Origin of the sequence: Amycolatopsis sp. NPDC001319 (assembly GCF_042896185.1) — a bacterium.
Lineage (GTDB): Bacteria > Actinomycetota > Actinomycetes > Mycobacteriales > Pseudonocardiaceae > Amycolatopsis.
This window is the reverse complement of sequence record NZ_JBIAWY010000005.1, coordinates 106,070-125,320: the sequence shown is the minus strand read 5'-3', so window position 1 is coordinate 125,320 and position 19,251 is coordinate 106,070. Positions and strand designations below refer to the sequence as shown.

The window sequence follows — 19,251 nt, the reverse complement described above, 5'->3', positions numbered from 1 at the left end:
CGGTACGCGAACGACGACCCAGCTGGAGCGTGCACACCCGTGTTCGACACCCTCTCCGATCGGCTCACCGCCGCCCTGCAGACGCTGTCTCGCAAGGGCCGGCTGTCCGACGCCGACATCGACGCCACCGCGCGCGAGATCCGCATCGCGCTGCTGGAGGCCGACGTCGCGCTGCCGGTGGTCAAGGAGTTCATCGCCCGGATCAAGGACCGGGCGAAGGGCGCCGAGGTCTCGCAGGCGCTCAACCCGGCGCAGCAGGTCATCAAGATCGTCAACGAGGAGCTCGTGGGCATCCTCGGCGGCGAGACGCGCCGGCTGAACCTCGCGAAGAACCCGCCGTCGGTGATCATGCTCGCCGGCCTGCAGGGTGCCGGTAAGACGACGCTCGCCGGCAAGCTCGCGATGTGGCTGAAGAAGCAGGGTCACGCGCCGATGCTGGTGGCCTGTGACCTCCAGCGCCCGAACGCCGTCACGCAGCTGCAGGTCGTCGGCGAGCGCGCCGGGGTCGTCACGTTCGCGCCGGAGCCGGGCAACGGCGTCGGCGACCCGGTGGACGTCGCCCGCCGCGCCATCGCGGAGGCCAAGCACGCGCAGCACGACATCGTGGTGGTGGACACCGCGGGCCGCCTGGGTGTCGACGAAGAGCTGATGAAGCAGGCCGCGGACATCCGCGACGCCGTGCAGCCGGACGAGATCCTGTTCGTCGTCGACGCCATGATCGGCCAGGACGCCGTGACCACGGCCCAGGCGTTCCGCGACGGCGTCGGCTTCACCGGCGTGGTGCTGACGAAGCTCGACGGCGACGCCCGCGGTGGTGCGGCGCTGAGCGTGCGCGAGGTCACCGGCCAGCCGATCCTCTTCGCGTCCAACGGCGAGAAGCTCGAGGACTTCGACACCTTCCACCCCGACCGGATGGCCTCGCGCATCCTCGGGATGGGCGACGTGCTCACCCTCATCGAGCAGGCCGAGCAGCACTTCGACCAGGACCAGGCCGAGAAGGCCGCGGCGAAGCTGACCAGTGGCCAGCTGACGCTGGAAGACTTCCTGGAGCAGATGCTCGCGGTCCGCAAGATGGGTCCGATCGGCAACCTGCTCGGCATGCTGCCGGGCGCGGGCCAGATGAAGGACCAGCTCGCGCAGGTCGACGACAAGCACCTCGACAAGCTGCAGGCGATCATCCGCGGCATGACCCCGGCCGAGCGCGACGACCCGAAGCTGATCAACGGCTCGCGTCGCCTGCGCATCGCCAACGGCTCGGGCGTCACCGTCCGCGAGGTCAACGACCTGGTCAACCGCTTCTTCGAAGCCCGCAAGATGATGGCCCAGATGGCCGGGCGCTTCGGCTTCGGCGGCGGTGGCGGCAGCAAGACGCGCAAGGGCAAGAAGGGGAAGAAGGGCAAGGGGCGCGGCCCCACGCAGCCCAAGGTCCGAGGCGGCTTCCCCGGCGGCATGCCGATGCTGCCCCCGGGTGGCATGCCCACCGGTGGCGGGATGCCCGACCTGTCGCAGCTCGGCGGCATGAACGACGTGCCGGGCTTCGACCCGTCGAAGTTCAAGCTGCCGAAGAACCCGGGCAACAATTGAGCGCGTTGCACGTCTCCGGCACCGTCCTGCCCGACGGCTCGCCGCGTGAGCTCTGGATCACCGACGGGCGCATCTCGTTCGAGCCCGTCCCCGGTGCGGAAACGCTCGCGACCGGCGGGTTCCTGGTGCCCGGCCTCGTCGATGCCCACTGCCACCCGGGCCTCGGCCCGCGCGGCGCGGTGCCGGTGGAAGAGGCCGCCGAGCAGGCGGCGACCGACCGCGACGCGGGCACACTGCTGATCCGCGACTGCGGCCTGCCGCTCGACGTGCGGCCGCTGCAGGCGCGCGCCGACCTGCCCACGATCATCCGCTGCGGCCGCCACCTCGCGCTGCCGAAGCGCTACGTGCCCGGCTTCGCCATCGAGCTGGACGACGTCGCGCTGCTGCCCGAAGCCGTCGCGGAGCAAGCGAGGGACGGCGACGGCTGGGTCAAGCTCGTCGGCGACTGGATCGACCGCGGCGAGGGCGACCTCGCGCCGCTGTGGCCCGACGACGTGCTGGCCGAGGCCGTCGGGGTCGCGCACGAGCTCGGCGCGCGCGTGACCGCCCACGTCTTCGGCGAAGCCGCCCTGCCCGGACTCATCAACGCGGGCATCGACTGCCTGGAGCACGGCACCGCGCTGAACCCGGACCAGCTGGCCGAGCTGGCGCGCCGCGACGTGGCGCTCGTGCCCACGCTGATCAACATCGAGAACTTCCCCGGCATCGCCGACCAGGCCACGAAGTACCCCACGTACGCGGCGCACATGCGGGCGCTGCACGCGGGCGTCGCCGACATGGTCTCCTCCGCCGTCGAGGCGGGCGTGCGCGTGTTCGCGGGCACCGACGCCGGCGGCATGGTCGCCCACGGCCTCATCGCCGACGAGGTCGAAGCGCTGCACCGCGCCGGCATGACGCGCGAGCAGGCGCTGGCGAGCGCGTCCTGGGCCGCCCGCGAGTGGCTCGGCCACCCTGGCATCGAGGACGGCGCGCCGGCTGACCTGATCGTGTACCCGGCCGACCCGCGGGAGGACCTCGCGGTGCTGCGCCACCCGTCGCACATCGTCCTGCGGGGCACGGTTTTCGGCTGAAACAACGTCCTGCGCCGGTGATCGCCCGAGTACTGTGCGAAGTCTCCTCGGCGGCTAGGCTCGACCGGTGAGCCGAGCGATCACCGGAGGGCGGGCGTGACCACTTCCCAGCCCCGGGAACCGATTCCGGGTGCCACGCCGATCCGTCCGGAGGACCTGGTGGCCACCCCGCGCGAGTTCCCGCCGCACCGGTGGGGCTTCGGGGCGTTCCTGCTCGTGGAGGCCGTGCTCATCGCGTCGGCCGCGTTCGTGAGTGCGTTGCTGGGCGATCCCCCGGCCGGTCAGCCACTGCCGATCCGCACGGTGCTGCTGGGCACGATGCTGCCCGCGATGATCGCCGCGGGCGTCGCGCTGCTGGCCACGGTCGTGCGCGGCAACGGGCCCAAGCTCGACCTGCGCCTGGAGTGGCGCTGGTCCGACGTGAAGATCGGCTTCAAGTTCGGCCTGCTCGGGCTGGTGCTCACGTCGCTGAGCGCCTGGGTGTGGACCGAGATCGTGGGCTCGGCCGACGCGACGTCGGCGATCAGCGCGCTGGTGGACGACCGGAAGATGTCGGTGTCGGCGGCCATCGTGACGTTCGTCTACCTCTGGCTGCTCGGGCCGATCTGCGAGGAGGTCATCTACCGCGGCCTGCTCTGGGGCGCGGTGGAGCGGCTGCAGTGGCGCAGTGAGCGATGGGGCCGCATGGCGGCTTTCCTGCTGTCCACGGCCGTGTTCGCCGCCAGCCACCTCGAACCGCTGCGGACCACGCTCCTGCTGGTCATCGCCGTGCCGATCGGCCTGGCGCGCTTCGCGACGGGCCGGCTGCCGGGCAGTGTGGTGGCGCACTCGATGAACAACTTCCTGCCCTCGGTCGCGATCCTGCTCAGCTCGCTCGGCGTCGCGTAGGTGTGGCGTGGGTGTCACGTCGGCCCGGGCCGCTGTTGCGAGGCCCTGCGCAGGCACTTCGAGCCATCTGGCAGAATGTTCGCTTGCCCGCTTCCGTCCGGACCCTCTCACCGTTCGGGGGCTCCTGTTTCGGGCGCCCGTGATCGTGTCCCCACGCGGTCGACGTACGCCCACCCTGCACCAGCACTGAGGAGTACCCACACCCGTGGCCGTCAAGATCAAGCTGCAGCGCCTCGGCAAGATCCGTGCGCCGTACTACCGCATCATCGTCGCCGACGCGCGCACCCGCCGGGACGGCAAGGCCATCGAGACGATCGGCAAGTACCACCCGAAGGAAGAGCCGAGCCTGATCGAGGTCGACACCGACCGCGCCCAGTACTGGCTGGGCGTCGGCGCCCTGCCGACCGAGCCGGTCCAGCGCATCCTCGAGATCACCGGCGACTGGCAGAAGTTCAAGGGCCTGCCGGGCGCCGAGGGCACCCTGAAGGTGGCCGAGCCGAAGCCGTCCAAGCAGGACCTGTTCAACGCGGCGCTGGCCGCGGCCGGTGAGGAGCCCTCCACCGAGGCCACCACGCCGAAGAAGAAGTCCGCTCCCAAGAAGGCCGAGGCCGAGAAGGCCGAAGCCGCTGAGGGCGAGAAGTCCGAGTGAGTTTTCTCGCTGACTCCCTCGAGCACCTGGTGCGCGGGATCGTCGACAACCCGGACGAGGTCCGGGTCGAGCTGCTGACCACCCGCCGTGGCCGCACGCTCGAGGTGCACGTGCACCCCGACGACCTCGGCAAGGTGATCGGCCGGGGCGGTCGCACGGCGACCGCTCTGCGCACCGTGATGGGCGGCATCGGTGGCCGCGGCGTCCGCGTGGACGTCGTCGACACCGATCGCTGAGCCCTTTCGGAAACGGTCAGGATGGACGTCGTAGTCGGTCGCATCGCCAAGGCGCACGGCATTCGCGGGGAACTCGCGGTGGACGTGCGCACGGACTCGCCCGAGCAGCGGTTCGCCGTCGGTGCGGTCGTCACGACGCAGCTGCGTGACGGCAGCAAGAGGGATCTCACCATCGCAGCCGCCCGCGAACACAGCGGGCGGCTGCTGGTGCGTTTCGAGGAGGTCCTCACGCGCGACGTCGCGGAGACGCTGCGCGGCGCGTTGCTGCTCGCCGACACCGCCACCCTGCCGCCGACGGACGATCCCGACGAGTTCTACGACCACGAGCTGGCCGGCCTCAGCGCCGAGCTGGCCGACGGCACGGTCGTGGGCAAGGTCGTCGAGGTCGTCCACTCGCCGGCGGGAGAGCTGCTGGAGCTCGACGTCGACGGTCGTGAGGTGCTCGTGCCGTTCGTGCGCGCGATCGTCCCGACGGTCGACGTCGCGGGCGGGCGCGTGGTGCTGGACCCGCCCGAGGGCCTGCTGGACGAGGCCTAGATGCGCATCGACGTCGTCACGATCTTCCCGGAGTACCTCGACCCGCTGCGCGCCGCGCTGCTGGGCCGGGCGATCGACCGCGGCCTCATCGAGATCGGCGTGCACGACCTGCGCGAGTGGACCCACGACGTCCACCGCGCGGTCGACGACGCGCCGTACGGCGGCGGCCCCGGCATGGTCATGAAGCCCCAGATCTGGGGCCCGGCACTCGACGAGGTCTGCGGGCCCGACACGCGGCTCGTGGTCCCGACGCCGGCGGGCAAGCCGTTCACACAGGAGCTGGCCCACGCGTACGCCGAGGAGAAGCACCTGGTCTTCGCCTGCGGCCGCTACGAGGGCATCGACCAGCGGGTGGTCGACGACGCCGCGCGCCGCATGCCCGTGGACGAGGTGTCGATCGGCGACTACGTGCTGGTCGGCGGCGAGGCCGCGGTGCTGGTGATCGTGGAGGCCGTGGTCCGGCTGCTGCCGGGCGTGCTCGGCAACGCGCGGTCGGCAGCCGAGGACTCGTTCTCCGACGGGCTGCTCGAAGGCCCCAGCTACACCCGCCCGGAAGTGTGGCGCGACCTGGCGGTGCCCGACGTGCTGCGCTCCGGGAACCACGCGCTCGTGGAGCGCTGGCGGCGCGACCAGGCGCTGGAACGCACGGCCCTGCGGCGCCCGGATCTTCTGGCCCGGTTGCCGGAGGGTAGTCTGAACAGCCGAGATCACGAGGTACTCGACCGGCTCGGCGAGGACCTCGGCTAGACCCCGTGCGAAGCGAGCACCAGCGCCTCTGCCATAATCGACAGGTTGGCGTGAGTGGACCGCCTCGTTCACGAGCCCGCCATCAGCTCCCGGGTACGGCCGCAGCACTGCTGCGCGCCCGGGGAGACGTACGCAAGCACTACCGAATCGACGAGGACGGACCACCGATGAACACCCTGGACGCGCTGGACGCGCAGTCACTGCGTTCCGACATCCCGGACTTCCGTCCGGGCGACACGCTCAAGGTCCACGTCCGCGTCATCGAGGGCAACCGCGAGCGCAACCAGGTCTTCCAGGGCGTCGTGATCCGTCGCCAGGGCGGCGGCGTCCGCGAGACCTTCACCGTGCGCAAGGTTTCGTTCGGCGTGGGCGTCGAGCGCACCTTCCCGGTGCACTCGCCGAACCTGGCCGAGGTCGAGGTCTTCAAGCGCGGCGACGTGCGGCGCGCGAAGCTCTACTACCTGCGCGACCTTCGCGGCAAGAAGGCGAAGATCAAGGAGCGCCGCGAGAACCGCGAGACCACCTCTGCTTCCTGAGTGCCCACGCGGTACCCGGTAGCCTGGCGACGTGGTCGACCCCGTGCCCCAGAACGCCGATGAGGACGACCCCGACGACTCGGAACAGTCTCGTTCCGAGGAACGTCGGGGGTCCCACCGGCGGGGCAAGCCTCAGAAGAAGCGGTCGTTCTGGAAGGAACTGCCGATCCTGATCGCGATCGCCCTGGTGCTCACGATCCTGATCCAGGCCTTCCTGGCGAAGGTCTTCATGATCCCCTCGGGGTCCATGGAGGCCACGCTTCACGGCTGCCCCGGCTGCACGGGCGACCGGATTCTGGTCGACCGCGTCACCTACGACTTCACGGATCCCTCGCCGGGTGACGTGATCGTGTTCAAGGGTCCGCCCGCGTGGACCGAGAACGAGATCGCGCCGCAGGAATCCAGCAACATCATCGTCCGCGGCCTGCGGGGTCTCGGCTCGCTGGTGGGTTTTGCCCCGCCGGACGAGCGCGACTTCGTGAAGCGCGTGATCGCCGTCGGCGGCCAGACCGTGCAGTGCTGCGATCCGCAGAACCGCGTGATCGTCGACGGCAAGGCCCTCGACGAGCCGTACATCCACTGGGAGAACCCCGACCACGCGATGCAGGACTCGTTCGCGCCGGTCAAGGTGCCGCAAGGCACCCTGTGGGTGATGGGCGACAACCGCAACAACTCGTCCGACTCGCGGTTCCAGGGCGGCGGCGGTGCCAATGGTGCCGTGCCCGTGGACGACGTGATCGGCAAGGCCCGGATCATCGTGTTCCCGCCGAGCCGCTGGGGCGGGGTCACGGACCACGATCCGCAGGCCGACGCCCAGCCGGTGGCCCTCGGTGCCCCGGCCTGGCAGGAGGGCCTGCCGCTCGGCGTCGGGTTCGCCGCCGCGGTGCCCACGCTGTTCGTCGGCCGGCGGGTGAAGGCGGGCCTGCGCAAGGCGAGACGTTAGGGTGCCCCACCCGAGAAGGTCCGTCAGACGGGTATTCCAGTTGTGACCGTTCCCGCTCCCCGAACCCCGGCCGAACCCCTGCGGCCGCCGCGCGCCGTCGTGCGTGGCGAGCTGTTCTGGGGTCTGCAGGGTGCTCTCGAACGCCGTGGCCTGGGCCCCGTCGCCGGGGTGGATGAGGCCGGCGCCGGTGCGTGCGCGGGCCCGCTCGTGGTGGCTTCCTGCGTGCTGCGCCCCGGCGACGGCGCGCGACTGCCGGAGCTCACCGACTCGAAGCTGCTCACCGCCAAGGCCCGCGACCGCGTCTACGACCTGGTTCTCAAGCGCGCCCTCGACTACGCGGTGATCGTGATCCCGTCCGAACAGGTCGACCTGCTCGGCATCCGGGTGATGAACCTCGAGGGGATGCGGCGCGCGGTCGTCGCTCTGCGCGAACATCCGGGGTATGTGCTCACCGACGGTTTCCCCGTGCCGGGCATCCCGGCGCCCAACGTCGCGGTCATCAAGGGCGACCGCAGCGTGGCCAGCATCGCCGCCGCGTCGGTGCTCGCGAAGGTGACGCGCGATCGCATCATGGCCGGCCTGCACGACGAGCTGCCGCACTACGGCTTCGACGTGCACAAGGGCTACAGCACCGCCGACCACCTGCGGGCTCTCACCGAGCACGGCCCGAGCCCCGCGCACCGCTGGTCCTACACGAATGTGGCCACCGCGGCCCTCGCACACGGACTCACCCCACCGCACCCGGTCGTGCTCACCTACGCTGCTCTGGAGAACGCGGCTTCGGAAGCCGCCGAAGAGGAGAATGGTTCTCGGGAAAACCCGAGCGCGCCGGTCCGTGCCCTGGCCCGCTCGGTGGGTAAGAATGAACGCTCCGCCGCCGGAGCAGCAAGACGAACGCGAGGAGGGGCGCGGATTTCATGAGCGCAGAGGATCTCGAGAAGTACGAGACCGAGATGGAGCTCTCGCTGTACCGCGAGTACCGCGACATCGTCGGCCAGTTCTCGTACGTGGTGGAGACCGAGCGGCGGTTCTACCTGGCCAACGCAGTCGACGTACAGGTACGCGACGGCGGCGGCGAGGTGTACTTCGAGGTCCGCATGTCGGACGCGTGGGTCTGGGACATGTACCGCCCCGCCCGCTTCGTGAAGCACGTCCGCGTCATCACGTTCAAGGACGTCAACGTGGAAGAACTCGACAAACCCGACCTGCGCCTCCCCGAGGACGGCCCCTTCTCGGGCTGAGGTCTCAGACGGTTTTCACCGGCCACCCGGGCTTCGCGCCCGGGTGGCCGTTTTGTGTCTCGGGCCCTCGTCAGCCCCGGCCGCTGCTGGAACGCCGATTTCGAGCCGTCTGCGCGGCTTGTGTGTGGCATCGATGTCCCGGAGCTCGATGCCTCGGTTTGGCCGGCTCCGCATTGCCCGCCCCCGCATTGCCGCCCCCGTCGATTCGTCGCGCCGCGGCGGCCACCGCGACCTGCTCCGTTGCCTGGTGAAAATGTCGGTGCCAGTCGCTAGCACCCGACCCCGACATTTTCACGCCGCCTTTCGCTCCTCTTGCCTCGTTTATCCACAACCCCCCAGTTGTCCACAGCTCGACTTTTCGGCCCTGGCGCCCTCCTCCGTCACTCTGCGACGGTTGATCGCACACGCACCGTGACAGCCCGGCAAAGGCCCGGCGACGGCGCACCGAGGGGGAGCGATGAACGACGGCCCGGACCCGGCCGCCCAGTGGCGCCGCGCGTTCGGCCGCTGGGGCGAAGACCTGGCGGCCCGGCACCTGCAGAACGCGGGCCTGGTGGTACTCAGCCGCAACTGGCTCTGCCGCGAGGGCGAACTCGACCTCGTCCTGGCCGACGGCGACCGGGTCGTCTTCTGCGAGGTCAAAACCCGCGCCACCAGCACCTTCGGCACCCCCGCGGAATCCGTCACCGACGAAAAGATCACCCGCATCCACCGCGCCGCCCAACGCTGGCTGCGCGCCCACCGCGTCGGCTGGTGCCGCACCCGCTACGACGTCGTGACCGTCTTCGCCCCCTCCGGGGCCCACCCGCAGGTCCACCACATCGCGGGAGCCTTCTGATGCCCATCACCACCGCCCACCACTTCCCGCCGATGCCGCACCCGCACCTGTCCCACCCCGCCGGCCCTCACGACTCCCGCCAAGCCGGCGCGCTCGGGAAGCAGCCCTCCGTTGCGCTGGCCCGGAACCACCACATCGCGCCGGCCCGGGCTTCAGTGCCTCACTTCTCTGCTTTTGGCGGCATCTTGTCCATCGCCAAGCCGAACCGTCGTGCACTAGTGCCGAGCTTCGGGTTCGAGCTCAGCCGAGCGGCTCGCGTTGTCGTCGCTGGGCATGGATCTACCACCACCAAGACCGCCCGCGGCTATGCGTCGCGGTGGAGCCGCCATGCCGAACCTGCCTCGGAGACCTGTGTGATTACCGCGAACGATGGGGTTCCGTTGACTTGCATGGGTTCCGGCCGCGGCGTGGTTCCCATCGAAGGGACTCACGACCGCGCGCCGCTCGATCTCCGCCGTCACCACACCGGCCGTGTTGTGACCGCGGCGAGCGATGGGGTTCCGCGTGGAGACATCTATCGCTTTGCGCTGCCGGTGAATTGCCATGCCGAACCCGACCCGGTGACGTGCGCAAGTTCCACGCACGGCGTGGTGCTCATCGAACGGACTCGTAGCCGCGCGCCGCTCGATCTTCGGCGTCACCATTGCGACTTCAGCGCAGCAACCCAGTCGACCGTCGCGGAGGTGGCCTGATGCCCATCGCCAAAGCATGGAGCGTCGCGCTGTTGGGCATCGAAGGCCGCGTGATCGAGATCGAGGCCGACCTGGGCGGCGGGCTCAGCCGGGTGACCCTGGTCGGCCTGCCCGACGCCGGTCTGAGAGAAGCCAAGGACCGCGTGCGCTCGGCCGTCCGCAACTCCGGCCAGCCCTGGCCGGACGGCAAAGTCACGCTAGGCCTGTCGCCGGCCAACCTTCCCAAGGTCGGCTCGGGTTACGACCTCGGCATCGCCGCCGCGGTGCTCGCCGCGAACGGAGCCGTCCCGGCCACCAAGCTCCTCCGCACCATCCTCCTCGGCGAGCTGGCCCTCGACGGCCGCATCCGACCCGTCCGCGGAGTGCTGCCGGGCCTCCTGGCCGCAAGGGCCGCCGGCTACGAGCGAGCCGTCGTCCCGACGGAGTCGCTTTACGAAGCCGCGCTCGTCGACGGCCTCGAAGTTGCCGGCGTCTCGCGCCTGGCTGACCTCGTCGCGTGGCTCAAGGACGAAGGCGAACTCGAGTCGAGCCCCGAACCCGTCGCGGCGGAGCCGCCGGAAGTACCGGACCTCGCCGACGTCGTCGGCCAACCGGAAGCCCGCTGGGCCCTGGAGGTCGCCGCCGCGGGTGGGCACCACCTGTTGCTCACCGGCCCACCCGGCGTCGGCAAGACCATGCTCGCCAAACGCCTGCCAGGCCTGCTCCCCGCGTTGTCCCAAGAGGAATCACTGCAGGTCACAGCGATCCACTCCATCGACGGTTCCCTGTCGAAGGCGTCGCCGCTGGTGACCGTGCCGCCATTCGTCGCGCCGCACCACTCGATCACTGTCGCGGCGCTCGTCGGCGGGGGCAGCGGCATAGCGACGCCCGGCGCCATCAGCCGGGCCCATCGCGGCGTGCTGTTCCTGGACGAGGTCTGCGAATTCAGCGGCCACCGCCTCGACTCGCTGCGCACCGTGCTCGAAGAAGGCGAGGTCCGCATCGCCCGCACGAAGGGCTCCGTCCGCTACCCGGCTCGATTCCAGCTCATCCTCGCCACCAACCCATGCCCCTGCGCGCCGCCGCGTGAGACCGACTGCATCTGCTCGCCGATCGTCCGCCGGCGCTACCTCGGGCGGATTTCCGGACCGCTGCTGGACCGCGTCGACCTCCGCGTGCGGCTGCGTCCGCTGACCGCCATCTCCGCCCACCAGTCCACGGCGCCCGAATCTTCCGAGACGGTCCGCGCCCGCGTCCTGGCCGCCCGCGATCGCGCCGCCCACCGCTGGCGCACGAACGGTTGGCGCGCCAACTCCGACGTCCCCGGCCCCGCCCTCCGCCGCGAGTTCGTGCTGCCGTCGGCGACCACCGCCCTGCTCGACCGCGCTCTCGACCGCGGCCTCCTCACGGCTCGCGGCGCTGACCGTTGCCTCCGCATCGCCTGGACGCTCGCCGACCTCTCCGCCACACCCCACCCGACCCCCGACCACGTCGCCGCCGCGCTCGACTTCCGCGAAAGGACCGCCGCATGACCCGCCCCCGAAAGGAATCCGCCGTGAAACGCCGCCTGCGTCTCGTCCCGAATCCCCACAATCCGCCCCAACGCGATCCCGCCCGCGTCCGCGCCGTCCTCGCGCCGCGCCGGCTGTCGCTCGTGAGACTGCGAGGTGCGGCATGACGGCCCTGCCCACCGAACAGCCCGTCGCCACCGCCACCGACGAAGAACGCCTCGCCCGCGCGTACTTGCTGCGCGTCGCCGAGCCCCCGGCGCCGGCGTTGGTCGCGTTCGTGGGGGAACGCGGCCCGGTCGAGGCGGCGGCCCGCGTCCGCAGCGGCGACTGCCCTGAACGGGTCCGCCGCGAAACCGCCGCCCGGCGCGAAGTCGATCTCGCCGAGCAAGACCTGGAGACGGCCGCGAAAACCCAGGCCCGCCTGGTCGTGCCCGAGGACCACGAATGGCCGGCGTGGCCGTTGCTCTCGCTGGCGGTCGCGAGCGGCCGCGGAGTCGAGAACGTCGCGGCCCCGCTCGCCCTCTGGGTTCGCGGCGGCGCGAACCTCGCGAAAGCGGCCGACCGCGCGGTCGCCGTCGTCGGGGCGCGCCTCGCGACCAACTACGGCGAACACAACTCCGCCGAGTTCGCCCACGGTCTCGCCACCCGCGGCGTCCCGGTGTTCTCCGGCGCCGCCCTCGGCATCGACGGCGCCGCCCACCGCGGTGCCCTCGGCGCCGACGGCGTCACGGTCGCCGTGCTCGGCTGCGCCGTCGACATCGGCTACCCCGCCGGCCACGTCGACCTGCTCAAGCGCATCGCTGACAACGGCGGCGCCGTCGTCAGCGAGTACGCCCCCGGCACCCCGCCCGCGCGCCACCGCTTCCTCGTCCGCAACCGCCTCATCGCCGGCCTCACCGACGGCACCGTCGTCATCGAAGCCGGCATCCGCAGCGGCGCCCGCAACACCGCCACCACCGCGGGCGTCCTCGGCAAAGTCGTGATGGCGCTGCCGGGCCCCGTCCAGTCCGCCAATTCCGCCGGCTGCCATGCCCTCATCCGTGACTGCAAGGCCACCCTCGTCACCTCCGTCGACGAGGTGATCGACACCGTCGGCCGCTTCGGCCCCGCACCCGAACCGGAAAACCCCAGGCCGCGCCGCCCCACCGACGTCCTCGCCCCGGAAGCCCTCCGCGTCTACGAAGCCCTCGTCCCCCGCGCCGGCCGCTCGGCCGACCAAGTCGCCACCGCCTCGGGCGTCCCGGTCGACCGCGTGCGCGCCCTCCTGCCCGAACTGGAAATCGACGGCTTCACCGTCCGCGGCGACACCGGCTGGCGCCGCATCGTCCGCTCGGCACCGAAATGACCGGCTCCGATTGCCCCACTCAGCCGCACGGCGGACGGCGGCACGTGGCCGCGAATCGGTCCGCAGCGAGCGGCACCGACCTTCGTTCCTGGGCCCGACCGCTCGACGCCGGATCGCGCCGGGCGCTGCGGCCCAGTATCCGCGCCGGTCCGCAGGTTCTTGATCCGCGCCGGACACGACGTTCGGTCGCGCGATGCCGCACCCGCCGGCGCTGCACCACCCGCTCGCACCTCGGCGAACGGCGACGACCGGGGTGCTCGGCCGGTCGGCGCACCGCCCGTTTGGCGTCGGCATGTGCGTGCGGCAGCCGCTGGCGCCGCATCACCCACTCGCACCTCGGTAAACGGCAGCCACCGCGGCGCTCGGTCCGCCGGCGCATTGCTCGCTCGCACCGAATGTCCGTGCCACACAGCGGAGAACGGCGTGGCGATGCTTGACCTAGGGCGGTGGTTCGCGCAGCGTGATCGCCATGTCGTCAGCGAGCGCCCGCCGGGACGGGGCCCCGCGTGCGTCGGGGGGTCGGAAAGATCCGCGGCGGCCGGATCTGCGGGTGGTGCGCGAGGGGTTGCCCGGGCCGGAGCGGGCGTTGGTGGCCGAGTACGAGCGGCACCTGGCGTTGGAGCGGGGGCTGTCGCCACACACGGTGCGGGCGTATGTGGGCGACGTGGTGTCGCTGCTGGGGTTCCTGACCGGGGCGGAGGACGACGGCCGCGGGCTCGGTGATCTCGACATCGGGCTGCTGCGCGCGTGGCTCGCCGGACAGCGGGCCGACGGCGCGGGCCGGACCACGTTGGCGCGGCGGGCGGCGGCGGCGCGGACGTTCACCGCGTGGGCCCACCGCCAGGGCGCGCTGAAGGCGGACCCGGGTGGGCGGCTCGCGGCGCCGCGGGCGCACCGGACGTTGCCGGGCGTGCTGCGGGCCGATCAGGCCGACGAGCTGATGCAGGCGGCCGCGAAGGGAGCCGAGCAGCGGGATCCGGTTGCGCTGCGTGACCGTGCGCTTGTCGAGCTGCTCTACGCGAGTGGCATCCGGGTGTCGGAGTTGTGTGGTCTGGACGTCGGAGCGGTCGATTTCGGGCGGCGTGTCGTCTCGGTGATCGGGAAAGGGGACAAGGAGCGGACGGTGCCGTTCGGTGTTCCGGCGGCCGAGGCGCTCACCGCGTGGCTCGAAGCGGGGCGCCCGGAACTGGCCGGGCCGAAGTCGGAACAGGCCCTCTTCCTGGGGGTTCGCGGCAGCCGGCTCGATCCGCGCGCGGCACGGCGCGTGGTGCACGAGGCGGTGGCTGCGGTACCCGGAGCACTCGACATGGGGCCACACGGCCTACGTCACTCGGCCGCGACCCATCTGCTGGAAGGAGGTGCCGATCTCAGGAGCGTTCAGGAACTGCTCGGTCACGCTACGCTTGCCACGACCCAGCTCTACACTCACGTGACCGTCGATCGGCTGAAGGCGATCCATGACCGAGCACACCCACGGGCCTGACGAGGCCGGTGGCGGCTCGGCCGGAAAACCCGAGGCCGAACCGCCGGCGCACGCGCATCCGCACGAGCACGGAGACCATACTGAGCCGCATGCCGAGAACGACCGTGCAATGACCTCCACGCCGCAAGTCACGGACGCCGGAGTGAGCACTGCCGGAGGCGAGGGCGCCGTCAGCGAGGACGGGCGCCCCGGTCATGACGTCGACGCGGGCATCCAGGCTTTGTGGCAGCAGTTCGCCGACAAGCCGGACCAGGTGTCGCGCGACCGGCTGGTGCTGCACTACGCGCCCCTGGTGAAGTACGTCGCCGGCCGCGTGGGCACGGGCCTGCCGACGCACGTCGACGTCGGCGACCTCGTGCAGTCCGGCATCTTCGGTCTCGTCGACGCGATCGAGAAGTTCGAGCCCGCGCGGGGGCTGCGGTTCGAGACCTACGCGATGCAGCGCATTCGCGGCGCGATCCTCGACGACCTGCGCTCCCAGGACTGGGTGCCCCGCGCCGTGCGCAGCAAGGCGAAGGAGGCCGAGCGCGCCCTCGAACGCCTCGGCGCGCGCCTGCACCGCACCCCCACCGACGCCGAGCTGGCCACCGAGCTCAACATCGGCCTCGACGACCTGCGCGACTTCTACGGCCAGCTCCAGCTCACCAGCGTCGTCGCGTTGGAGGACCTCGTCGCGGCCGGCAAGGACAGCGGCTCGCTCGTCGACACGCTCCCCGACGACGGCGCCGTCGACCCCGTCGCCGTCCTCGTCGACCAGGACAACCGCCGCCAGCTCGCGGAGGCCATCGCCCAGCTGACCGAGCGCGACAAGATCGTGGTCAGCCTCTACTACTTCGAAAGCCTCACGCTCGCCGAGATCGGCAAGGTCCTGGGCGTCACCGAGTCCCGCGTGAGCCAGCTCCACACCCGCGCCGTGATGCGGCTGCGCGCCAAGCTCACCGAGCAACCCAGCACCTGACCGCGGCTTGGTTCACTCCGAGTCGGCCCACGGTTTCAGCCGGACCCGGCCCGGCACGCCGACGAGGGCCAGCGGATCGATGTAATCCTCTCCTCTGCGGGCACCCCAGTGCAGGCACGTGGTGGTCGGACAGCCGGGATGCCCGGCAGTCACGGTGCCGAGCGGCTGGCCGCGGTACACCTGATCGCCGGTGGCCACGCTCGGGGTGAGCGGCAGGTAGGTCGTACGCAGGCCCCCGTCGTGATCCACCGCGACGACGCCATGGCCCCCGACCTCACCCGCGAAGATCACGACGCCCATGTCAGCCGCGAGAACCTCTTGTCCTGCCGCGGCTTCCAGATCGACCCCGCGGTGGCCGGGCCCGTAGACCGTGGCCGGCGGCTCGAAGAACCGCGTGACCTTCGGCCGGGGCGCGAGCGGCCACGCCAACCGCCCCGCCTGCGCGCCGACATCCGGCGCTGGCGGGACATCGGCGAGCGCCCTCCCGGCCCACGCGCCGGGCAACACGGCAAGCAACACGAGCGCGCCGACCAGCACCAGCCGGGTCCGCGCCGCGGCCCTGCGCAGCACCTCGACCCACCGCATCCACAACGGCTCGGTCGTGCGCCGGTGCCGGCCCCGCCGAGGTCCCTCGGGCGGCGCTGCCCGGGAAGCCAGGGGAGCATCCGGGCGGCCGAGCGGACCCGAAGAACCCAGGCCGGCCGAGGCACACGGGCCGTCCGAAACGAGTGAGGAGCTTGGAGCACGCGGGGAGCCTGAAGCGGCCAGAACACCCGCAGCACCCTGATCCGCGAGCGCACCAGACGCGCCCACACCACCCGGAGGCCGCAGAACACGCAGCGCCCGCAAAGCGCCGCGCCGCAGGACAAAGCGCGGCTGAGGCGTCGAGGAACGCGTCGAGGAACACGAGGTCGTCGTCACGGGTTCGATCATGGGGCACGCGCGGACCGGCACCCTGCCAACAAGGTGAGTTATCCACAGGCGGCCCGAGTTGTGGACAACTCCGCCGGGCGGGAGCGCTGCCGGTGGGGGCGTCCCTGGTGGCAGGGGGTAGAATCTTTCCCGCAGCCCACTCGCTGGGCTGACTTCGCGTGCTCGTGCGCGCGGCCCCGGCCGGTTCCGCTCGGAAGATCAGCGGAGGCCCGGACGGAGGAGAGTCGCACGGCGCCCGGCGGTCCCTGGGGTTCTTGGCACATCGAGAACCGCGGGGTCCGGATGCCGGCACGAGCACCAGGGCGAGCGGTCACCCGGCCGCGAGCGACAAACCGAATGAGCACGTCCGCGGGCGCGAACCGCGGGGGTGCGCGACTACAGAGAAGGTGTGATTCCGGCAATGGCCGTCGTCACCATGAAGCAGCTGCTCGACAGCGGCGTGCACTTCGGGCACCAGACGCGTCGGTGGAACCCGAAGATGAAGCGCTACATCTTCACCGAGCGCAACGGCATCTACATCATCGACCTGCAGCAGACGCTGACGTACATCGACCGTGCGTTCGAGTTCATCAAGGAAACCGTCGCGCACGGCGGCACGATCATGTTCGTCGGCACGAAGAAGCAGGCTCAGGAAGCCATCGCCAACGAGGCCGCGCGCGTGGGCATGCCCTACGTGAACCAGCGCTGGCTCGGCGGCATGCTGACCAACTTCCAGACCGTGCACAAGCGTCTTCTGCGCCTGAAGGAGCTCGAGGCCCAGGAGCAGACCGGCGGCTTCGCCGGCCTCACCAAGCGCGAGATCCTCACGCTCACCCGTGAGAAGGACAAGCTCGAGAAGACCCTCGGCGGTATCCGCGACATGGCCAAGGTGCCGTCCGCGGTGTGGATCGTCGACACGAAGAAGGAGCACATCGCCGTCGGCGAGGCTCGCAAGCTGAACATCCCGGTCGTCGCGATCCTGGACACCAACTGCGACCCGGACGAGGTCGACTACCCGATCCCGGGCAACGACGACGCGATCCGCTCGGCCGCGCTGCTCACCAAGGTGGTGGCCGAGGCCGCCGCCGCCGGTCTGATGGCCCGTTCGAGCCGTGGCGGCGCGTCGGCCGACGCGAAGCCGGAGCCGGGCGTGTCGGACGAGCCGCTGGCCGAGTGGGAGAAGGAGCTGCTCGCCGGTTCGGAGACCGCCGCGGCCGACGCCACCGAGGCGGCTGCCGCGACCGAGGCCGCCACCGAGGCGGCCCCCGAAGCCGTGACCGAGCAGGCCCCGGCCAACTCCTGATCGACCGTGCCCGGGTGGCCCGCGCAGGGCCACCCGGGCACTGATCACCTCACACGTACCTGAAACGGACGGATTCAACACGATGGCGAACTACACCGCCGCTGACGTGAAGCGCCTGCGCGAGATGACCGGCGCCGGCATGATGGACTGCAAGAAGGCCCTCGAGGAGAACGACGGCGACTTCGAGAAGGCCGTCGAGTTCCTGCGCATCAAGGGTGCCAAGGACGTCGGCAAGCGCGCCGAGCGCGCCACCGCCGAGGGCCTCGTCACCGGCGAAGGCGGCGTGCTCATCGAGCTCGACTCCGAGACCGACTTCGTCGCCAAGAACGACGACTTCCAGCAGCTCGCCGCGAAGATCGTCGAGGTCGCCAAGACCCTCAAGACCAGCGACGTCGAGGCCCTCAAGGCTGCCGACCTCGACGGCAAGCCCGTGATCGACACCGTGCAGGAGCTCTCGGCCCGCATCGGCGAGAAGCTCGAGCTGCGCCGCGTCGTCGCGTTCGAGGGCAAGACCGCCACCTACCTGCACCGCCGCGGCTCGGACCTGCCGCCGGCCGTGGGCGTGCTCGTCGAGTTCACCGGCGACGACGCCGAAGCCGCCCGCGGTGCCGCCATGCAGGTCGCCGCGCTGCGCGCGAAGTACCTGACCCGCGAGGAGGTGCCGGCCGAGATCGTCGAGAACGAGCGTCGCATCGCCGAGCAGACCGCCCGTGAAGAGGGCAAGCCGGAGCAGGCCCTGCCGAAGATCATCGAAGGCAAGGTCACCGCGTACTACAAGGACAACGTCCTGCTCGAGCAGCCGTCGGTCAAGGACAACAAGAAGACCGTGAAGGCCCTGCTCGACGAGGCCGGCGTGACCCTGACCCGGTTCGCCCGGTTCGAGGTCGGCCAGGCCTGAGCGAGGTACTGGGACTAGGTTCTGCCACTGTGCCCCCGTCTCCGCGGTGCGGGGACGGGGGCACAGTCGGGTCCAGCCGCCCGGCGCCCCTCACAAAGGGGAAACGGCGGCCATCGAACACAGGAGGCGACACACAGATGGGTGACCGGGTCGACGGTGGCTACCGAAGGGTGCTGCTGAAACTGGGCGGCGAGATGTTCGGTGGCGGCTCGATCGGGGTCGACCCCGACGTCGTCCACTCCGTCGCGCGCCAGATCGCCGCGGTCGCGCGCACCGGCGTGCAGGTGGCGGTGGTGATCGGCGGTGGCAACTATTTCCGCGGTGCGGAGCTGTCCCAGCGGGGGATGGACCGTGACCGCGCCGACTACATGGCCATGCTCGGCACCGTGATGAACTGCCTGGCCCTGCAGGACTTCCTGGAGAAGGAAGGCCTGCCCACGCGCGTGCAGACCGCCATCACGATGGGCCAGGTCGCCGAGCCGTACATCCCGCGCCGCGCCGAGCGGCACCTGGAGAAGGGCCGCGTGGTCATCTTCGGCGCCGGGGTCGGCATGCCGTACTTCTCCACCGACACCGCCGCCGCGCAGCGCGCGCTGGAGCTCGGCTGCGAGGCCGTGCTCATGGCCAAGGCCGTGGACGGTGTCTACACCGCCGACCCGAAGACCGACCCGAGCGCCACGATGTTCCACGAGATCAGCCACCGCGAAGTGCTGGAGCGTGGCCTCAAGGTCGCCGACGCCACCGCGTTCAGCCTCTGCATGGACAACAACATGCCGATCATCGTCTTCAACCTGCTCACCGAGGGGAACATCGCCCGTGCGGTGAGTGGTGAGAGGATCGGGACGCTGGTCAGCACCCCCGCCGACGGGGCGTCGGCCTAGACCTGCTGGGATCAGCACAG

At 71.0% G+C, this 19,251-nt stretch carries 21 protein-coding genes; 20 read left to right on the top strand and 1 reads right to left on the bottom strand.

The genetic code is table 11. The features are described 5' to 3' along the window. Positions 1-39: 39 nt before the first annotated feature. From ffh to ACFY1H_RS19735, 17 genes are all read left to right on the top strand, one after another. The gene (ffh, locus tag ACFY1H_RS19815) at positions 40-1,584 is read left to right on the top strand and encodes a signal recognition particle protein (RefSeq protein WP_366580899.1); all 1,545 of its coding nucleotides are present in this window, start codon (positions 40-42) and stop codon (positions 1,582-1,584) included. Continuing rightward, positions 1,581-2,654: an amidohydrolase family protein gene (locus tag ACFY1H_RS19810; protein ID WP_366580900.1), complete on the top strand. Its 1,074-nt coding sequence runs from the start codon at positions 1,581-1,583 to the stop codon at positions 2,652-2,654. The genes ffh and ACFY1H_RS19810 overlap by 4 nt, the downstream gene beginning before the upstream one ends. A 96-nt stretch (positions 2,655-2,750) precedes the next feature. Further along, on the top strand, positions 2,751-3,542 hold the full coding sequence (locus tag ACFY1H_RS19805; RefSeq protein ID WP_366580902.1) for a type II CAAX endopeptidase family protein: 792 nt from the start codon (positions 2,751-2,753) through the stop codon (positions 3,540-3,542). Between the two features lie 205 nt (positions 3,543-3,747). Continuing rightward, positions 3,748-4,191, top strand: a complete 444-nt coding sequence (rpsP, locus tag ACFY1H_RS19800; RefSeq protein WP_386948150.1) for a 30S ribosomal protein S16 — start codon at positions 3,748-3,750, stop codon at positions 4,189-4,191. Then, positions 4,188-4,427, top strand: a complete 240-nt coding sequence (locus ACFY1H_RS19795; RefSeq protein WP_003103110.1) for an RNA-binding protein — start codon at positions 4,188-4,190, stop codon at positions 4,425-4,427. The genes rpsP and ACFY1H_RS19795 overlap by 4 nt, the downstream gene beginning before the upstream one ends. 21 nt (positions 4,428-4,448) lie before the next feature. Then, entirely contained in the window at positions 4,449-4,964 is a 516-nt protein-coding gene (gene rimM, locus ACFY1H_RS19790; RefSeq protein WP_366580905.1) for a ribosome maturation factor RimM, read from the top strand. Next, complete coding sequence (trmD, locus tag ACFY1H_RS19785; protein ID WP_366580907.1) at positions 4,965-5,711, top strand: tRNA (guanosine(37)-N1)-methyltransferase TrmD; 747 nt, start codon at positions 4,965-4,967, stop codon at positions 5,709-5,711. A gap of 167 nt (positions 5,712-5,878) precedes the next feature. Then, positions 5,879-6,247: a 50S ribosomal protein L19 gene (gene rplS / locus ACFY1H_RS19780; RefSeq protein WP_360599997.1), complete on the top strand. Its 369-nt coding sequence runs from the start codon at positions 5,879-5,881 to the stop codon at positions 6,245-6,247. 31 nt (positions 6,248-6,278) lie between these two features. Continuing rightward, positions 6,279-7,190: a signal peptidase I gene (gene lepB, locus ACFY1H_RS19775; RefSeq protein ID WP_366580909.1), complete on the top strand. Its 912-nt coding sequence runs from the start codon at positions 6,279-6,281 to the stop codon at positions 7,188-7,190. Between the two features lie 42 nt (positions 7,191-7,232). Next, on the top strand, positions 7,233-8,111 hold the full coding sequence (locus tag ACFY1H_RS19770; RefSeq protein ID WP_366580911.1) for a ribonuclease HII: 879 nt from the start codon (positions 7,233-7,235) through the stop codon (positions 8,109-8,111). Next, entirely contained in the window at positions 8,108-8,431 is a 324-nt protein-coding gene (locus ACFY1H_RS19765; RefSeq protein ID WP_003096226.1) for a DUF2469 domain-containing protein, read from the top strand. The genes ACFY1H_RS19770 and ACFY1H_RS19765 overlap by 4 nt, the downstream gene beginning before the upstream one ends. 457 nt (positions 8,432-8,888) lie before the next feature. Continuing rightward, on the top strand, positions 8,889-9,269 hold the full coding sequence (locus tag ACFY1H_RS19760; protein WP_386948142.1) for a YraN family protein: 381 nt from the start codon (positions 8,889-8,891) through the stop codon (positions 9,267-9,269). After that, positions 9,269-9,961 carry a hypothetical protein gene (locus ACFY1H_RS19755; protein WP_386948138.1) on the top strand — a complete coding sequence of 231 codons (693 nt, stop codon included), beginning with the start codon at positions 9,269-9,271 and terminating at the stop codon, positions 9,959-9,961. The genes ACFY1H_RS19760 and ACFY1H_RS19755 overlap by 1 nt, the downstream gene beginning before the upstream one ends. After that, positions 9,961-11,472 carry a YifB family Mg chelatase-like AAA ATPase gene (locus tag ACFY1H_RS19750; RefSeq protein ID WP_386948135.1) on the top strand — a complete coding sequence of 504 codons (1,512 nt, stop codon included), beginning with the start codon at positions 9,961-9,963 and terminating at the stop codon, positions 11,470-11,472. The genes ACFY1H_RS19755 and ACFY1H_RS19750 overlap by 1 nt, the downstream gene beginning before the upstream one ends. A gap of 142 nt (positions 11,473-11,614) precedes the next feature. Then, positions 11,615-12,796, top strand: a complete 1,182-nt coding sequence (dprA, locus tag ACFY1H_RS19745) for a DNA-processing protein DprA (RefSeq protein ID WP_386948132.1) — start codon at positions 11,615-11,617, stop codon at positions 12,794-12,796. A 469-nt stretch (positions 12,797-13,265) separates the two neighbouring features. Further along, positions 13,266-14,279: a tyrosine recombinase XerC gene (locus ACFY1H_RS19740; RefSeq protein ID WP_386949365.1), complete on the top strand. Its 1,014-nt coding sequence runs from the start codon at positions 13,266-13,268 to the stop codon at positions 14,277-14,279. Positions 14,280-14,388: 109 nt separating this feature from the next. Continuing rightward, positions 14,389-15,237: a FliA/WhiG family RNA polymerase sigma factor gene (locus tag ACFY1H_RS19735; protein ID WP_364060044.1), complete on the top strand. Its 849-nt coding sequence runs from the start codon at positions 14,389-14,391 to the stop codon at positions 15,235-15,237. A 12-nt stretch (positions 15,238-15,249) separates the two neighbouring features. Here ACFY1H_RS19735 and ACFY1H_RS19730 read toward each other — a convergent pair whose 3' ends face one another. Continuing rightward, a complete protein-coding gene (locus ACFY1H_RS19730; RefSeq protein WP_386948129.1) occupies positions 15,250-15,822 on the bottom strand; it encodes a murein hydrolase activator EnvC family protein in 573 nt (190 codons plus the stop codon). Positions 15,823-16,570: 748 nt separating this feature from the next. Between ACFY1H_RS19730 and rpsB the strand changes: the two genes are divergently transcribed. The 3 genes from rpsB to pyrH all read left to right on the top strand — a co-directional run bounded on the left by rpsB (position 16,571) and on the right by pyrH (position 19,231). After that, positions 16,571-17,452, top strand: coding sequence for a 30S ribosomal protein S2 (gene rpsB, locus ACFY1H_RS19725; RefSeq protein ID WP_366580925.1), 882 nt, complete (start codon positions 16,571-16,573; stop codon positions 17,450-17,452). Positions 17,453-17,534: 82 nt separating this feature from the next. Beyond that, positions 17,535-18,350 (top strand): translation elongation factor Ts, encoded by an 816-nt coding sequence (gene tsf / locus ACFY1H_RS19720; protein ID WP_366580927.1) that lies wholly within the window; start codon positions 17,535-17,537, stop codon positions 18,348-18,350. Between the two features lie 137 nt (positions 18,351-18,487). Further along, on the top strand, positions 18,488-19,231 hold the full coding sequence (pyrH, locus tag ACFY1H_RS19715) for a UMP kinase (RefSeq protein WP_326569352.1): 744 nt from the start codon (positions 18,488-18,490) through the stop codon (positions 19,229-19,231). The last annotated feature ends 20 nt before the right edge of the window (positions 19,232-19,251 follow it).

What these genes read in the sequence shown, in the direction of transcription:
- rpsB (WP_366580925.1), top strand. Translation starts at nt 16,571, where the DNA reads ATGGCCGTCGTCACCATGAAGCAGCTGCTCGACAGCGGCGTGCACTTC.
- trmD (WP_366580907.1), top strand. Translation starts at nt 4,965, where the DNA reads ATGCGCATCGACGTCGTCACGATCTTCCCGGAGTACCTCGACCCGCTG.
- dprA (WP_386948132.1), top strand. Translation starts at nt 11,615, where the DNA reads ATGACGGCCCTGCCCACCGAACAGCCCGTCGCCACCGCCACCGACGAA.
- tsf (WP_366580927.1), top strand. Translation starts at nt 17,535, where the DNA reads ATGGCGAACTACACCGCCGCTGACGTGAAGCGCCTGCGCGAGATGACC.
- rplS (WP_360599997.1), top strand. Translation starts at nt 5,879, where the DNA reads ATGAACACCCTGGACGCGCTGGACGCGCAGTCACTGCGTTCCGACATC.
- ACFY1H_RS19750 (WP_386948135.1), top strand. Translation starts at nt 9,961, where the DNA reads ATGCCCATCGCCAAAGCATGGAGCGTCGCGCTGTTGGGCATCGAAGGC.
- pyrH (WP_326569352.1), top strand. Translation starts at nt 18,488, where the DNA reads ATGGGTGACCGGGTCGACGGTGGCTACCGAAGGGTGCTGCTGAAACTG.
- ACFY1H_RS19740 (WP_386949365.1), top strand. Translation starts at nt 13,266, where the DNA reads ATGTCGTCAGCGAGCGCCCGCCGGGACGGGGCCCCGCGTGCGTCGGGG.
- ACFY1H_RS19735 (WP_364060044.1), top strand. Translation starts at nt 14,389, where the DNA reads ATGACCTCCACGCCGCAAGTCACGGACGCCGGAGTGAGCACTGCCGGA.
- ACFY1H_RS19730 (WP_386948129.1), bottom strand. Translation starts at nt 15,822, where the DNA reads ATGCGGTGGGTCGAGGTGCTGCGCAGGGCCGCGGCGCGGACCCGGCTG.
- ACFY1H_RS19765 (WP_003096226.1), top strand. Translation starts at nt 8,108, where the DNA reads ATGAGCGCAGAGGATCTCGAGAAGTACGAGACCGAGATGGAGCTCTCG.
- rimM (WP_366580905.1), top strand. Translation starts at nt 4,449, where the DNA reads ATGGACGTCGTAGTCGGTCGCATCGCCAAGGCGCACGGCATTCGCGGG.
- ACFY1H_RS19760 (WP_386948142.1), top strand. Translation starts at nt 8,889, where the DNA reads ATGAACGACGGCCCGGACCCGGCCGCCCAGTGGCGCCGCGCGTTCGGC.
- ACFY1H_RS19755 (WP_386948138.1), top strand. Translation starts at nt 9,269, where the DNA reads ATGCCCATCACCACCGCCCACCACTTCCCGCCGATGCCGCACCCGCAC.